Genomic DNA, 16,740 nt, shown 5'->3' with positions numbered 1-16,740 from the left:
AGTCTGTTTAAACGAAAAACGTTAGTCCGAGAGGTAGTACTGCACGGTAGAGACCACACGAACCTTCTTAATGTAAGGCGTGTTGCTGTCACGATCATAGATCGAAAACTGCCCTTGTGTAGCGCGCTTAATTTTCCCCAATGAGCTCTGAGAATCTTTGGCAAATTTCTCCGCAACTTCACGGGCGTTTTTGGTCGCTTCTTCAATCATATCTGGTTTGATGTCATTCAACTGCGTGAAGCTGTAGTTGGCCCGGTTTGAATAGGGATCTTGATTGAGCAATATCCCTTGCTTGCCCAACTCCCCAATTTCATTGATGGCCGCTCTGACCACATCAACCTTCTGGCTGTAGACCGTGATTGTACGGCTGCCTAGATAGCGATACTCAATATCCTGCTCATTGCCATACTGCTGCGCTTTACGGTCAATCACCGAAGGCGACGACAATGATACGCTCGACTCTTCTAACCCCTTCGCACTCAGGAAATCCAGTACCAACTGGGTTTGCTGGTCGATGTCCTCAAACATCGCTGACATATCGTTTTTCGCCACCGTAAACTGGATCGGCCAAATCACGGTATCGGCTTGATACTCACGCTCCGACAAACCTTTTACAGTAACCACTCGCTCGTACGCTTTATACTTTATAGCCGTCTGCTGGATGAAGAACCCTAATACTCCCAGCCCCACGATCAGACATACTCCTAACCACAGTGACGACTTATTGGAAACTCGTTCCATTCCCGCTCCTTACTACACTATAGAAAACATATAGATTGATTATCTTAACCAACTAATGTCAATAAAATAGCCATAAAAGACTAACACTTGACTCGTTGTAAGAAAACGACGACATCAAAGCAGACTTGAGACAAAGGACAACACGCACAACTTAGAAACCGTCATGGCGCTCAAGTTGTTACCAACTAATTTTTATACTCATATTTGGACATTTCTGAGTTGTGAACCATACAGAGCCCTGATTTTTCGGATTACTTCTAGTATTGTAACCAAGCGACCAGCCTACATGTGGCAGGCCAAACTCCCTGATTCACTACAGAATTGAATGTCTCTTCTTTGCTCTTACATTAAATTCGCACACCAAAACTGACTCATATCGCCCACGGAGACCAAAACGAATATCACGCCTGTCAAATAGCGTAAATACATCGATGTTTCCAAATGCCGCCATGTTGACCAAATCATCAAGCACAACCCTATTTGAGTTCGCAACTCCAGTATCAATGGTCAAACAGTGTGTCGGTTAGCTATCTTCATAAACCAATTTTTTACCGACATATTCGTCTCGAATAGAAACGGAGTTACATGTACCCAGCCCCACTCAACAACTTCACTTCTACCGTTCTCCTGCTCTGTTACGAGGAAACAAACATGGGAATACCCGAAGTTTTGTTGTCTTTACATTTGCAGCTTTGATACCACCGAAAAAGTCAATACGATATCTTTTACCTTCTTCAAAACTCAAATTACGTACATCTTCATAATTCGTTGACATGGCCCCCCCAGGCATCAACTATCACCAATATCTAGTATCTTTATCATTTATCTCTATTTGACCATGAAAATGTACGCAAAAGTTTGAAGTTAAACTCACAACAATGTGCTGATTAAGGTGATATTATGTTCATAGATAAATGAACAGGTGACTTATGAAGTATCAGATAGAAAAGCCAGCAGACGAAGACCTATTTAGCAGTGGCGGGCATAGCCATACTGCTAACGCGATGGAGCAAGTCATATTAAATCAACCTGATGTTCATGCTATTGGGCTAGAGGGAGAGTTGGGGTCAGGTAAAAGCACTGTGCTTCGCTTTTTAGAACAACAATTGCCTAATGACATATACAAATTTATCACCTTTGACGTCGAGCAATTTCACTGTGCATCAACCAAAGCCTCATTTGTAAAGCACCTTCGAGATAAGTTAGTAGAGTTATTTGGCTCAGATGGTTCTTCAAAATCTAAACGAATCAAAAGGCAGGTTATCAGAGCTGCTGATAGAGCGCTGGGGCATGACCTTACTTATACTAAACGGGTTAATAGCAACATTAGCTGGTATACCGTTGCATTTGCTATCTCTTTACTGTTGTCCGTTAGATACGCCAAAGACTCTCTAGAGTACATTTTTTTCACCCTATCAATCTTCTTTACAGATACATCCCAATATTCATTTGGTTTAGATGAGACAATCACTACAAGCCTAGGGATTTCCCCTATCTTAGTCATACTACTGATGCTATTTAAACGCAGACAGGAAAAAGATAAGCCAGACAATGAAAGATTAGTTCCAAACATTGGCGATATATTCAAACGTAATTCCGTAGATAAAATCACCGAGAAGTTTCACGTCACTCGTGAAGTCGGACCAAGTGAACTAAAAGAAGCTTTCCAGACAATGGTTTCTTCAATTCCTGATGAACAAAATGTAGTCCTAGTAATCGACAATCTTGATAGAGTAGACAAGGAAAAGGTTCGAGAAGTATGGAGTGATCTAGAGATATTCACTTCGTGTGAAAACAGTAATTTGAGGGTTATTGTTCCGTTCTCTGAAAAACATGTTGCTACTGCACTATCTGATGACAAAAACAGCGATGGCTCCGAGTTCATCCTAAAGAGACTACCAGTAAAATTTAGAACTCCTCCAGTAGTCTCTGCGGGCTGGCGAGGACCATTTGAACATTATTGGAATGAAACATTACAAGATGAGGCTGGCATTGAGCTTTGTTCTGAGCTTATTGATATTTGGGTTTCTCCAATAAAACAAATTACTCCACGTTTCTTAAAAACACACATCAATGAAATTGCCGTAGCTTTGGCTTCAAACCCAGAAAAAATATCGGCAGTAGCCTGCTCTGCTTACCTTCTAGTCCAAAAATCCGAGACTGTTAGCTTTATTGATCTAATTGCAACCAATGCAGATATTGGAGATCAAAATGAAGAACAAAGTATAGTTTTAACTCGCAAAGTTCTTAGAAAAATACTCACCGATCAAAAGTGGTCGGAACAAATAATGAGCATTCATTTCCAAACCAGCACAGATATAGCTAGAAGTGAGCTTCTAGAAGATCCTTTGCGCAGAGCTGTCGCAACATACGATGCACATGAAGTTGTTGAACTATCAGAGATATATGGCTTTGATGTGGCATTCCAACGTTTGATCAGTATAAGTGACCCATATGAATTGGTAAAACTTGCATCTGAATCAGATGAAAATGAACCTAAGCATGAAGGTTGGTTAAGTAAATGGCTTCCAAGTATCAATTCTTATTTAGAACAATACAAAGATGTTACTTCTACATATGACCTTCAGTTGATAGAGGCATACTCACACTTAATTAGCAGAGGTATTAAGCTCTCAACAGCAAGATTGGCAACTGAGCATACAGCACTATCTCAAGAGCTTTATAAAGATGTTTCTAAGAAATCAGAAAATGAAGATATTCTATCCAAACTCCACAGTATAGAAACTGTCTCCGACAAAAAACTAACGCTTAGAAAAGTGTCAAATCCTTCTATAACGTTTTTTCTGGAATACCTTTGGCCTAACAAACATAACTTTCCTCACTGGGATATAGCTGGGAGCATTTTAGGCAGTCTTAGTCTAAAAAGTCTTTTTAAGTCAATATCAGAGCTAGAGTTTTCTGATTCGAATGACCTAATTATGCATGCGGCGAAGCACTTCAGTGTAGGTTTGGTTAAATTCAGCTCAAGACAATTCTTAGATTATTCGTATTCAGATGCCGACTACCCCCAAGTATTGCATACATCAGACTTCGCACACACAAACACAACTATTGAACTCTTAAAAATGATACCTGAACGAAAGGAATCAGAGTTTTTTAATTATTGGTCTGCCATCACATTAGTATCAGCTATTGCATCAGATAGCTTAGAGCAACAATATGAAAACTCTACAATTATAGAGAACTTACTTGATAACTACTACGATGAAGAGGGGCAAGGTGACCTTTTAGACGATATCCTTGTGTTTGTCCCGCGCTACCAGCAGTTAATTACTGCACTACAGAACGACAAACTACCAGAAAAAGTAAAACAACGCATAGCATTACTAATTACTAATGGGCGAGTTAATGCTCTGAACATCTCTGATATGTTTGAAAAATATTACCCTATCCTTAGAGCATACTTTAATGAAAGTGATATTGAACAAACTCTAGATAAATTACTAGGCTGGAAAAAGTACCATTCAGATAGTGATATTTCAACTTGGGCACACGAATCCATACTTGACTGTCTAACATATAATGAGACTTGGAATGACATTGTTATATCTTGGTTTGATTCCGAAGAGAACGACATTAAATTTTGGAAAAATCAGTTCTTAAGTTGCCCTGCTGCTTTGAAGGCAATATCCGAGTGGTATCGCCTAAACAATAAAACAATCAAGTACAGTTCCAGCCTAACTAGTGCGCTAATTGAAGAATATCGCTCATTTGATGCAAACAGCTCTAGCTCTAAAATGTTTGATGCCCTCCTACCGCTGCTGCCAACTAGCTCTCTAGGTAGACTCAAGCGTGCCCTATCATCATTGATAAAAGAAGAGCAAGTAGATGCATCAGAAAAATATTATATTATTGAGCAACTTGGAAAACACATTAGTCTTCCCGACTTTGAAAGTGAAGCTTCCATGTCAACAATTATAAGCTTGATAGAAAACACTACTTCACAAAGTACTGTAAACTGGTTTTCTGAACAAATTGATGAACTTAGTCAAATCTCATGGAGCGAGGCAAAACGTATTAATCTGAGTCAAGCAGTCAAAAACCTCACTGAGCAATTTGAAGTAGGTAGCCTAACGCAGCTAATCATTGAAGAGGAAGATGACATTTCTTTACCAAATGAGGAGACTGCGTAGTTCTTAGGTCAAGCAACAATAGTTGTCTTTGTACTATACAAGGCGTGGATATTTCAATGCACTACGTAAAAAGAGACTGAGCATATCAGTCTCTTTTTACCATTAAATTGTACTAATTGAGACGCAATACCTATGCCGCCGCATACCACCTTAATCGCTTAAACCAACGCATGGTAAAAGTGCCACACGTTGAGAATCACTCTTAAACAGACTGTTATACGCATAAAGAGAAGTTAGACAGCAATATGTCGCCTAGTAACGGGAATGATGAGTTATAAACTCAATCGAATAAGTTTTAGTAGGGTAAACGCGCGCCCTCTGAATTGTGTAGAGTATTTAACCTAAGTGATTTTGGGGCATAAATAAGCTGGCAATGATAGCTAGATCCCGGAGCTTTGGATTTTAAACACGTCGAGAGCGGTCAGTCGCACGAATTGCCTCAACAGTTTCGACTCAACGACCGCGACCGGCTCAGCTGAAAATTGTGACCAATAGGGCTGAGCAAAGTTGACTACCACATCAAATTAGCTAAACAAGTCAGTGTAACGCTGGCCACTACATCGTGTCCTCGGTGGAGGACGCCGGATCCACTGCCGGGCAGTCTGGACATTCAGGACGCTCATTCAGTTGAACAAAACAATCTGAAAAATAGAGTTTGTCGGCCCAAACGCGTGAATCACCAACCACAAACAGATTTTTCTTGGCACGCGTGACCGCGACGTTCAGCAAGTTGGGTTTGGACGACGCCCAAACCGCTCCACCAGGTTTGTTGCGATCACAGCCGAGAACTAAAATCACCGTGTGGCTTTCCTTTCCCTGGAACGTGTGCACGGTGCCAATGTTGTGTTTGATGAACGTCGCCAAGCCTTTGTCTTGTTGCAGCGCTTGACCGTGCTGTCTCAAGTATTGCTTGAGTTCATGCTTCACGGCTTTAAACGGCGAGATCACATACACATCCTTTAATGCGCCGCCTTGGCTCACCAGACGATGCAAGATCTTGAGCGTCTCGAGACCCAATTCAGGATAAAACTGCTTGCGGACACATTGGCCGTCGGCTTGCACCCAGCGATTGGGGCCCAGTTGATCATGAACCACACTGGGCACATGACGGTTATCGACGTGATTGCCGTGAATCATGCGCTCTTGATACGCCGCTTTATTGGCAATGGCAAACATCGGATTGATGCAGCGGCGATGCACCCACAGTGGGATCCCAATCCACTTCGCCCGCCCTTGTACCGTGAGGCTACAACCGTAGGGGTTGACGCGGTCGGCAAGCTCTTGCACCGACCAATTTTCCGGGCTCCATTGATGCTTCTCGTCGCCAAGGGACAGCTCCATCAGGTGGTCGACCAACACCGGTGGCGCGGTAAATACCGGTTCAATCTGCAAGGGATCGCCAACCACAACCGTGCGTTTGGCCCGCCATAAACCACCAATGGCGGCTTGCGGTACCGCTTGCCCAGCCTCATCGATCATCAACCAGCCGATCGATTGCTCTTCGAGGTTAGCAAACATGCGCCCCAGCGACGCAAACGTGGTCGAGATCACCGGAACAAACATAAACAGAATTTGCCATAACTTGTGGCTGTTCAATTCATGAGGCTTGGCTTTCAAACAATCGGAAAGTTGAAACACCTTGTCCTTAAAAGCGTTATGCCGTTTCACTTCATACAGCCACGCTTGATGCAAGGTCATCGCAGTGATGAAAACGGTCGAGCGCAGATCATTAATCGCTCGCTCTTGCCAATACGCATTTTGCTGCAGTGACGCCTGATCAATCGCGGCACTGGGCTTGGGTACACTATCCGGATGGATGTGTTGGCTAAGCGCCACCCACTCAGCTTGTAATGCGCGTTGCGCGTGTTGTTCACTCTCTATCTGCCTTTCATGCGCCTGTTGCTGCATCGCGACCTCGGACAGCTCAGAGCGAAGAGTCGCGAGTTGACCACTGTGGTTATTGCGCTTGGCTTTCAACAGTGAAGATTGCTGGTACAGAGCGGCCCATTGCTGGTTATACTGGCGGCTCTTTGCGGTATTAAACCAGCGTGCAAACCAACCGGGACGCTGCAACGTCAGTGCGGAGATACTGTCCTGCGTGGCGTCTATTTGCTCGGATAAAGAGGCCACCTGTGACTCTTGCTGACGCAGTTGGTGCTCAGCGCGATCTCGAAGCTCAACAAATCCTCTTGATGCCTGCTGGAGCGCCAGCACTTGCTGTTGCTTTGCATTCAGGTCTTGTTTGAGAGTGACAAAGCGGACCTGACGGGCGCGGGCTTGCTCAAACGCGGCTAAGGCTTGCTCAAAGTCGCGCTTTGCCTGCGCAAATGACACGCACGTGACATGTTTAAAGTGCTGCCACAAATTGAGAAAATCGCTGCTGTCTGGCCGCGAGGCTGGGACGTTATCACCGTAGTACTTGTCAAAGAAAAAGCGTTGACTGAAGTCGTCTCTTTTGGCTTTTGCCCCCATCGCCGCAGAAATCAGGCCCCAGCATTGCTGCTCCGGCGCCAAAATGGGCTGGAGTTTGCCTTTTCGCTTACGCGCTGCCAACTGATTGGCCACCGACTTGAAGAACGTCATCTGTGGTCGATAGTCGTCATCAATCGAATCATTTTGCGGCAGCTCACGCGAGATGTTTTCCACTGCAGCATTGTTGGAAGACGCCACCACCATTTCGAAACCGGTTAACGAGGCGATTAAGTAGCCATTGTGATCGAGACCTTGCGCCGGATAACTCAGTGCAGCTAGGCGCTTAGCGCGCTCAACTAAGTTTTCAGCAATGATATCGCGCAATAGGGTGGTTTTCCCTGTCCCAGGTGGACCATTGACCGACATCAGGCCTTCCTGACCCAGCTCTTTAAACGTGGTGTTCACCGCGAACTGTTGCATCAACGACATATTGTATTGGGGGGAAGATGGCCAACGACCGGCTGGCGTGCGCTCTGGGCTTAAGTGCTGCGCGATCAAAGGCAACGCTTGGTCAGTGTATAGATCGACGTGACGGTGAGCCGATTGACTTAAATAACGCATCAGACCTTGGCCTGCCGTGCCCTGCCGGATGCTATTGATCGCTCTTTCAATGTCCTCGATATAGAAACTGTTCAGGATCGGGATGGTCGTGTCATTGACGTCGGTGTCGTCTTCGTCTTCCACGTCATTCGGATCGGCTTCTCTCGGCTTGGCGGAGTTCGTGGCGCGTTGGTCAGACGCTGGTTTACGCTCAAATTGCAAGTACGACAATCGAATGCAAGGCACTGGACTATCTGGTACTGGTAACAGCGTGCGATAATCCAGGTTCGCCCATTGATAGAACAGCGCGACCAGTCCACTTATCAGTTGCGCATTGGCGATCGCCCCATGCTCGGCAAACACGCGATCCATGTGCTCCTCAAGACCCTTGATACTGCGCCTAAAGTGACCGTAAGTTAGGCTGGCTAACTCCTGATTGAGGAGACAACCGAGCGCCCAAGGTAGCGTGCTGACCATCAAGGAATCACGATCGATAATCCCATGTTCATCGACCGTCAACTGAGCAAAACAGCTCTCTCCTTCACTATCCAGCCGTTGTTCAATCTCAATGGCCTGTTGCGCCGATAGTGAGGACGGCGACGCGCCCTGCGTTTGATCGACGATCTTGATCAGGGCGGATTTATCAAACAAGCCTAAATTCAGTGTATAACGCGTCGCTTTTTCCGGATCTAACCCAAACTGGCGTAAATTATGGGGAGTAAACCAAGGCAGTACTTGATCCCCCTGATGCTGAAGCTCTTGGAAGTTGATGTCGCGTGGGGTTAATTCTTCATCGTCTTTGCTGGGCAAAGCGTACACTTGGAAAAATTCAATACGATGCCATGCCATCAAGACATCGATTGCCCGTTGCTGATTAGTCATTCGCCACTAGCCTTGGTTACGTTGTTATTTTTACGCCTACTATTCATAGACTTATTTTTCATCACCTTATCAAATCCTCGTGACAACAACCATTCGTGACATCAAGTATTTCGCAGTGCTGCAAGACACGTTTAGCGAATTGCAGCACTGCTGGGACGCGCTCAGCGCCGTAATGTCAGGCTAAACACTTCCTCATTGACCCCACCTATCACTATTGGCGCGTCCACTTGCTCGTTCTCGACCAACATCGTGGTGTTGAGCTCACGTCTTCCGTAACTCGCGATCTTATCGACCACCACCCTGACATCGACTAGGTAATCGTGCGATGTTTTCGTTACGCTACCTGAAAACTCGATATGCTCAGTGTCATTGCGGTTGCTGACTTTAAAACGACTATCTGGGCCAATGTCGGCCGAAATGACAGAATCGCCGTAAGTTAACGCCACTACGGTTAGATCTAGCGATTGACCTGCTAACGCGGAAAACGCGCTCAGCCATAGGGGCAGCAACCACTTTGTTGAATACTGAATGGTTTACGACTCCAGGCTGGATATCAGCACCATCGCCAATACTAACCCAATTGTAGTTGCTGCCATGATGGTCCTCCTCTGTGTAAGTGTTTGTGCCGTGGGACAAATTACCGCTCCGTACCGTCTATTGATAGACAGGACGTGTATCGCCTTGTAAGCCAAGCAAGACACAAAAATGACAGAGCGTTTATTTTTCAGCAGCTTACCGCACGCAAATGGCTCGCCCATTCGCACCATCAAGGACTCACGAAACGGTCGCGCAGGGACGGCATAGTGTTTGAGCACAAAACTAGAGTGAGGTGAAAGCGCCAAGCGTTGTGAATCACTCTTGAGCCGTTGTTATGTTTATATTTCAAGCCACTGATATGGTGCTGCCAACCCCATAACTAATTCATGTCCTCTGTTAGAAGGAACTATACGTTTAGACACGTCATGTTCTAACTTAAATGACCCAAAACACAATACTTTCTTACCCGGCGTGATGAAATTATGGTTTAAGCCAAACTTTAAACGAGCGATGGGGTAAATATTATTCCCTTTACCTTGAAATTTTGGAGAAAACTCTGCCAACGAAAAACGCCCAGTTGAGGTACTAAAATTGACTTTATTAACCTGCCCTATAACAGCAGCTTTAACCGTACCATTAGCAAGTACCTTTTGATGTAATTCATCATAATGCTTCACATCAAAAAAAATTCATCCCACCTTAATTTTTCTTTATCCACCATAACAAAAATTGACTGACGCATCATTGGGGTTTTACTCCCATATTCATAAAGGTCAAGTAAACCATTTAGATTATTTACATAAGGCAGTTTTCTACCACGTGTTCTATAAGTTCGTTTTACAGTGTCATGGTTATGATTTTTAAAAGTTATTTTCCTTACCTTTCATTTTCATTTGGTCTTTCTCATCCATCAAATGAATGCGAAAAACCCGACTCCCATTAGCTAGGGCAGTAAGGACTTCATTTGTTGAACCTGCTGCGTCAATCACTTGTTTGCCTTTTGTAGCAAAAGAACAAGTAATTGAATGATCTTCATATTTCGCCAGCCTGAAGTAAGCAGGGACTTGAGTTATCCTTGATTTACCAACCCTTTGACTAGCTGAAACATACTCAAGTTCTGCTTCACAGCCTTTTCCACCACAATATATTGGATCAGGTCTTCCCAAAGGTAAGTAATTCAAAATTGTTACTTGGTTTCGATTTGAATCGTAACCAAATGGAATTTTCACTCCACTCACAGAACTCTCCTATAAACATAACGCCCTGCTAAGTGGCTAGCAACACATACCGAGACACTTAACCAGACCACCGTAAACACTGTACCCGACAGGAATAAAAATTGCCGAGTGTTAGCAATCCTAGTTAAGCGGTTTGTTAGCTATCTCAGGGCAGAGGATTATTGAAATTCATCACCGCAGTTTTCTAGAGTAGTCTCACCACAAACAGAACAAACAACATATCTATCTGTTAACTCCAAAGAAACACCACCGGGCAATGACGCAGCAGAACCACTAAAGAACCCACTTAAAAACGCTTTGAACTGTTCTTTCCGAGACGTGCCATATTCAGATGGTTTCTGCTTCATAACTTCTTTGTGCTCAGTGTTCATCTTACACTTCTCACAAAATCTAATGTTCATACTTCCTCCTGATTGAATCACTAACGTTAGCCTTAATATTCGAAACAAATCGAGATTGCTCACACCTTGTTGAGGTGTGAGCAACGCAATACCGAAGCCGCCAATTACCACCTTAAGCACTAAAACAAGCGCATAGTAAATTGCAAATCACTCTTAAGCAGTTGTTAGGTGCGTTTTCCACGATGCTATAGGTCGCTGTATGCAATTGTTTCTATTTTGTCTCTATTAACACTGCACTCAATGAGGCTTTGTGTGAAAATATCTTCTTGGTCCTCAGAGTAACAACAAACTTTCCAAGTCGCCTCTGGAACACTTTGAGCAATACGCGCGAAATATGGCTGATCAATAGTATTCAAAGAATGCCCTATTATGACAACGTCTTCGATATTACTGAGTTGTTCAAAATACCATTCATGTTGCTCAATGACGTCAGCTACTGGTTTTTTTAATGCATATAAAGGATAACGAGCACCGCTTTGAGCGTCTGAGAACATATCTCTGGTGCTTTCACCGTCTTCGTCAAACTCAGCAGGCTCAACTATAGTTTCACCATGTCCGAAAATTAGTTCATCATGTGTTTCAGCACGACCATGAATATGGAATACATGATTATCTTCAATACCGTACACAGCTTGGAGAGTTGATGTATAGTTAAAGGTTATGAACTGAGAATCTTCAGGAAAAGTCATTTGCTGTTCAGCAACACTCACATCAAGTTGGTTAACCCAACCAGTAAAAGTTTCTCTTACTGATGAAACGTGAATGTCTGTTTGCTCCTTAATTTCATCTTCCAAACCATATATGAAACTAGGTCTGAAATCATCTGAAGTAATATCAACTTCGTTGTGAAGATCGAAAAAACCGTCCGCATCAAAAGCACCTAGAGCATTTTCAAAATCATGCCAAGGCTCGTGAACACTTAAATCAAAGAGGTAATAGTTTCCCAATTCATCAAGTGTATCCTGAGCAAACTCATAAAACTCGCGATAACTCGTTGGCAAGCTATGCCACAAGTCAAATCCATTACCGATAATGTATAAATTAGTCAACGTTTATACCTCCTAGCACCTAACGCCGCATTAAGGTGTGAGCAACGCAACACCGATGCTACCGCATAACACCTTAAACACCCGACGCAACGCATAGCAAAAATGCCAAGTGTTGCGAATCACTCTTAAACAGATTGTTAAGTTCCGTTCTACAAGCTATATGCCATGTACTCAATAGGGAGTGAAAACTTCTCTTTTATTCGAGCTATGTATTCGACATCCGAATTTTTTAGTTCATGGGGAGATACAATAACTAACTTATCGATACGAATATCGTCGTTATAAAATCCATACTCCAATAACTGACCTAAGGCTTCTCGGATACAATTTTTTGCACTACTCGACGTCTTAATTTCATACAGTGAATAGCGACTATCTTTCTTAACCACAAGGTCTATACGGTTTCCAGAGCCGCAACTTTGTTCAGTGCCTACAAAGTCAGCCCCATAACATTGAGATAGTTGTTCATACAATGCTGTTTGTAATTGGTTGTGCAACAGAGAGATTTCTTTTTTGTAGTCACTATATGACCGCTTGGTTTTGCTTTTTCCCTCAGTATGACCAGCAACAAACTTAAACCCTTTTGGGCTTTCCAAATTCGGCTCTACTTTTCTGTTCTTCAAGTTGTAATAATTAGAAGTTACTGCAGGATCGTCAGCACTAAACTCCTGAGGTTCGTCGAGTAAATCTAGGTCTTCGGGTTTATATCTCACGACAGAAAAGATGTCAGCGGTTACAAAATTTTTGAATTCTTCAATGTTAGCCCCAACTGAATTTAGTTGAGAAAGCATCTCTTTGTACCAACCATTTTTCTTGTACTGTTTGTATACTCTTTCTGACTCTTCAGCGGATACCACTTCTAGATTTTTTATTTCGCCCAGCCACCAACGCTGTTTCGTATCGCTATTTATTGAGTATAAAGAAACATCGAAGATTTGGTCTAAATATGTATCTCTGTGCTTTCCAATTGCTTGGATATACCCATATTGATAACCATCAATGATTTTGGTCGTATCTAGTATCTAGCAACCATTCCTCGTGGCCATATCCATTCTGATACTCATAAGAGCCTTTGTTGCTACTTTTACCTGGACGACCAGATGGGGTTATCCAATCATTGCTGTTCCAGCAAATTCTAGCGATTTTCTTCATATTAACTCCGAGGAACTTAACGCCTTGCTAAGGTGTGAGTAGCGCAATACAAAAGCTACCGCACAGCGCCTTAATCACCATAAGCCATCGCAAAGTAAAAAATCCTCCTTAAGCAATTTGTTAGGCAAATTGTGACTTTAAGACCTATATTCACCTACGAACAAAAAATTCTGTCTATGATCATAACTTTTGTTTGAGCACAACAACTTAACGCCAACCTTGAGGTCAAAACGACACTCATCTCCTAATTCTTCCATAATAGGTGTAGATGCCCCATCACCTTCCGGGGTTTTATACTTAATCACAAATTGACCTGACTCCCGTTGATATGCATAGCCTGGAACGGACCACTCTTTTTCCTGACCATTCATTTTTGTGAAAATGCCAACATATGAATCAGTCATTTTGCTACTGCACCCTGCTACTACAAGACTTGTTAGTAATAAGATTAGTTTTTCGTTCATAGCATCCTCCGCGTAGTTTCGTCGGAGCATATATTAAAGCGAAGAACATAATTAATTGCCTAGGTAACATAAGGTTGCGCTTTTTGCCGAATACCCTGCTAAGGTGTGAGCAACGCAATACAAAAGCCGCATACCACCTTAATCACTTGAACCAACGCATGGTGAAAATGCCACGCGTTGCGAATCACTCTTAAACAGTTTGTTAACTGTCTTGGATTCAAGCGCGATGTGGGTTGTATTTTTCATTCACCTCATTTGCGCCATCCTCATGAAATAAGTCTGTAGTGTTAATAATAGAGAAGGGGTCAAAATCATTTATGAACAACTGTGCATTAAAAGATATCGACGAATCAGGTGAAAAGTACAACTCACTTTCACCTTTACCACCAGTGATGAACCCTAAATCAGAGCGAGTAATAACCTGATCTACTAGATAACCGCCAACTTCTTTTTCTTGGGTAATTTCTAGCCATACACGCTCTTTTGGTTGAACGATTCGAACCGAAACGATATCAAGTTTAATCCATTGAGAGTACTTTGACATTAATCCTTCAGTTATATCTATAGCAGAGAATGCGTCTTCCTCAGATGTGTTCCCAGCTAAGGTTTGCACCAATTTTATGGCTTTGTCTAACGGATACCTAAAAAACTCTCGATTATTATTGACTCTAAAATCAGAAAGCTCTTCGTGAATAGCTTTTTCGGCATGACTGTAATCATCACAAAACAATTCAAATGCCACGTGATAAGGTGTTGGGACTCCTGTTTTATATAGCTCTCTAGCCCTCGACCTACTATCTCTACGAGTTTTACCGATTTTTAATAAGCCGGGCATAGATTCATTTATCAATATATATACGTATCCTGGATTCACAAGTTTCTCCTATCTCGCCTAACGCCTAACATAAGGTGCACCATGGTAAACTCACCAAGTGTACCGAACTCCATACCAAAACCGCCGAGTGTAACAGTTCACCTTGATTGCTTTTTTAAATTTTATCCATCGAGTTTCATCGATGTTTTGGGTAGTAACTCAATAATCGAACGGCCTGCCGGTTGCTGCGATAAACTACTTTCATTTTTGATATAACCTGTATCTTGAGGTGAGAATATACAGGAAGCCGCATGATTCAACACAATGTCTTTAGTTTCTTCCGATGCAGCAGCATCAGTAAGTGCCTTATAAGTCATAAGAGCATTCTGTCTGCGCTTATTCACAATCGCATTATGTTTATGTGACAGAAAATTTTTTGCAGCTAGAAACAACAAATACGCAATAACACCGAATATTAAGACTTTACTAGTAATTAACTGCACTGCTTGCAAGCTGTCTTCGGGCTTAAACCAAGCAATTTTATGAATAAATAGCGTGCAAAAAGCGTATATTCCCAAAGCTATAGCTGCATGAATTGTTTTTGTTTTCCAATATTCTGCTGCTTTCTCATGAACTTCAGCTTCATCTTTAAAGTATATTGCCTGTTGAGATACCCCCTGTTCAGCAGCAACTTTGCGAACATCTGCCAGTACATCCTGAGCTTGCTCCTGATGAAGGGCTAAATCTTCTGTGATTTTACCTGCGTTATCTTTTACCGACTGTAGCATTGCGCGCGCATCATTTTCCATTCGCTGGAAATCTACAGACTTACTTACACCATAGGAAATAAAAGGATATAAGCGATTAAAAGCACCATCATAAGCATCTTCAATCTGAGAAATGATCGAATCCCTATTACCACTAGGATTATCGATATTGTTCGGTTGAAAATCTAATGCTTGTTCAAAGCGGCTATAATCAGCATCAGATTGACTTTTTAATTGACTAAGCATTGAATCAGGGAAATCATCCAAAGCTGATAACGACAACTGCCGATATAACCGAATTACTTTAGCTGCAGGCTCAACAGCTTTCGAAAAATCAAAGTGCTGGCCTAGCTCACTAGATCTTGCAAGTGTTTGCGCATCAAAACTTTGAATCCGTTCGAAGGATTCTCTTGCTTCTTCCAATATGCTCATTATTACCTCTTAATTAATGGTGACACTATAAAAATTAACGCCGCGCCAAGGTGTAAGGTACGCTTGGCTATAAAACGCCAAGCGTTGCGAGTCACTCATAATGCTTGTTATGTAAATTACTCGAGTAAAACTGCCTCACCATAAGCCACAATATACGAGACCATCCACTGCGACCCTTGCTTCTGATAAGAACCGGTCACCATTCGCACATTAATTACGGCGTGAGCCCCCTGATCTAGTGCCGCTTCTAGTAAACTAGAAAAAACTGATTGCATTTTCTCTGGAGCATTTCCAGCGATATTCTTAACGGTATATTCAACGAGACCTAGTGAAGCTATAACTTTCCGACCAGGTACATAATCTAAGGTATAACAACCTGAAACTAACCCACTACTTTCACCATCTGTGCCAAACATTTACTTCTGACCTCCATTTTCATAACGCCCTGTTAAGGTGTGAGCAACGCAATACCAAAGCCACCGCATACCACCTTAAACACTAAACGCAACGCATAGCAAATATGCCACGCGTAGCGAATCCCTCTTGAACAGTTTGTTAGGCTTCAATTGTATCCACAAGCTTCTGTATTGCCTTTTCCAACTCTCTTGGGTTTGACCACAACTTGTAAGAATAGAGCCAGCCTGACCGCGGACCTATTTTTATCCGACCAGAAACACTGCTAGTAGCTTCCTTAGTTACTTTGACTTTATCAATTTGTTGTTTTGAAAGAGACCACTGCAAGCCTCCACGATTATCTCTTATATCATGTAGGTAGCAACGAAGTTGATTGTTTTCTACTCGTAACTCGGTTGTTTGTTTCCTTGTAGAAAAGAGCTCCAATCTATCATCAGATGGCTCAATATGCTCCTCCGCTAGATACTTTTGGTAACCATGCCAACCAACTAAAGCCGCTACACCAAATGATCCTAGCGAGGATAGAGAAGAAATAATTGTCCATATTGATGTTGTATCTGTACTCATGATTCCTCCTTGAAGCCTAACGCCCTGTTAAGGTATGAGCAGCGCAATACCGATGTTTCCGCATACCACAAACGCAACGCATAGTAAAAATGTCACGCGTTGCGAATCACTCTGAA

General features: G+C 42.7%; 14 protein-coding genes. 1 reads left to right on the top strand and 13 read right to left on the bottom strand.

All coding sequences use genetic code 11. From position 1 onward, the window contains the following. Positions 1 to 21 precede the first annotated feature (21 nt). The gene (locus LYZ37_RS23905) at positions 22 to 741 is read right to left on the bottom strand and encodes an SIMPL domain-containing protein (RefSeq protein WP_069669735.1); all 720 of its coding nucleotides are present in this window, start codon (positions 739 to 741) and stop codon (positions 22 to 24) included. 929 nt (positions 742 to 1,670) lie between these two features. On the opposite strand from LYZ37_RS23905, the gene LYZ37_RS23900 reads away from it, so the two are divergent. Continuing rightward, positions 1,671 to 4,895 carry a P-loop NTPase fold protein gene (locus LYZ37_RS23900; protein ID WP_272788446.1) on the top strand — a complete coding sequence of 1,075 codons (3,225 nt, stop codon included), beginning with the start codon at positions 1,671 to 1,673 and terminating at the stop codon, positions 4,893 to 4,895. Positions 4,896 to 5,450: 555 nt separating this feature from the next. Here LYZ37_RS23900 and LYZ37_RS23890 read toward each other — a convergent pair. From LYZ37_RS23890 to LYZ37_RS23815, 12 genes are all read right to left on the bottom strand, one after another. Further along, a complete protein-coding gene (locus LYZ37_RS23890; RefSeq protein ID WP_272788445.1) occupies positions 5,451 to 8,789 on the bottom strand; it encodes a DEAD/DEAH box helicase in 3,339 nt (1,112 codons plus the stop codon). Between the two features lie 161 nt (positions 8,790 to 8,950). Then, the gene (locus LYZ37_RS23885; RefSeq protein ID WP_272788444.1) at positions 8,951 to 9,298 is read right to left on the bottom strand and encodes a hypothetical protein; all 348 of its coding nucleotides are present in this window, start codon (positions 9,296 to 9,298) and stop codon (positions 8,951 to 8,953) included. A 366-nt stretch (positions 9,299 to 9,664) separates the two neighbouring features. Continuing rightward, positions 9,665 to 10,003, bottom strand: a complete 339-nt coding sequence (locus LYZ37_RS23880) for a hypothetical protein (protein WP_272788443.1) — start codon at positions 10,001 to 10,003, stop codon at positions 9,665 to 9,667. 183 nt (positions 10,004 to 10,186) lie between these two features. After that, a complete protein-coding gene (locus LYZ37_RS23875; RefSeq protein ID WP_272788442.1) occupies positions 10,187 to 10,564 on the bottom strand; it encodes a hypothetical protein in 378 nt (125 codons plus the stop codon). Positions 10,565 to 10,722: 158 nt separating this feature from the next. Continuing rightward, positions 10,723 to 10,965 carry a hypothetical protein gene (locus LYZ37_RS23870; RefSeq protein ID WP_272788563.1) on the bottom strand — a complete coding sequence of 81 codons (243 nt, stop codon included), beginning with the start codon at positions 10,963 to 10,965 and terminating at the stop codon, positions 10,723 to 10,725. A gap of 185 nt (positions 10,966 to 11,150) precedes the next feature. Next, positions 11,151 to 12,014: a bacteriophage abortive infection AbiH family protein gene (locus LYZ37_RS23860; RefSeq protein WP_272788441.1), complete on the bottom strand. Its 864-nt coding sequence runs from the start codon at positions 12,012 to 12,014 to the stop codon at positions 11,151 to 11,153. 149 nt (positions 12,015 to 12,163) lie between these two features. Continuing rightward, a complete protein-coding gene (locus tag LYZ37_RS23850; protein ID WP_272788439.1) occupies positions 12,164 to 12,805 on the bottom strand; it encodes a hypothetical protein in 642 nt (213 codons plus the stop codon). 498 nt (positions 12,806 to 13,303) lie between these two features. After that, positions 13,304 to 13,630, bottom strand: a complete 327-nt coding sequence (locus LYZ37_RS23845) for a hypothetical protein (RefSeq protein ID WP_272788438.1) — start codon at positions 13,628 to 13,630, stop codon at positions 13,304 to 13,306. A gap of 217 nt (positions 13,631 to 13,847) precedes the next feature. Next, on the bottom strand, positions 13,848 to 14,504 hold the full coding sequence (locus tag LYZ37_RS23835; RefSeq protein WP_272788436.1) for a GIY-YIG nuclease family protein: 657 nt from the start codon (positions 14,502 to 14,504) through the stop codon (positions 13,848 to 13,850). 122 nt (positions 14,505 to 14,626) lie between these two features. Then, on the bottom strand, positions 14,627 to 15,643 hold the full coding sequence (locus LYZ37_RS23830) for a hypothetical protein (RefSeq protein ID WP_272788435.1): 1,017 nt from the start codon (positions 15,641 to 15,643) through the stop codon (positions 14,627 to 14,629). A 116-nt stretch (positions 15,644 to 15,759) separates the two neighbouring features. Continuing rightward, entirely contained in the window at positions 15,760 to 16,059 is a 300-nt protein-coding gene (locus LYZ37_RS23825; protein WP_272788434.1) for a hypothetical protein, read from the bottom strand. Positions 16,060 to 16,198: 139 nt separating this feature from the next. Beyond that, positions 16,199 to 16,624 (bottom strand): hypothetical protein, encoded by a 426-nt coding sequence (locus tag LYZ37_RS23815; RefSeq protein ID WP_272788433.1) that lies wholly within the window; start codon positions 16,622 to 16,624, stop codon positions 16,199 to 16,201. Positions 16,625 to 16,740: the final 116 nt, after the last annotated feature.

This window comes from Vibrio tubiashii (genome assembly GCF_028551255.1).
GTDB lineage: Bacteria > Pseudomonadota > Gammaproteobacteria > Enterobacterales > Vibrionaceae > Vibrio > Vibrio tubiashii_B.
This window is presented reverse-complemented; position numbering and strand designations above follow the sequence as displayed.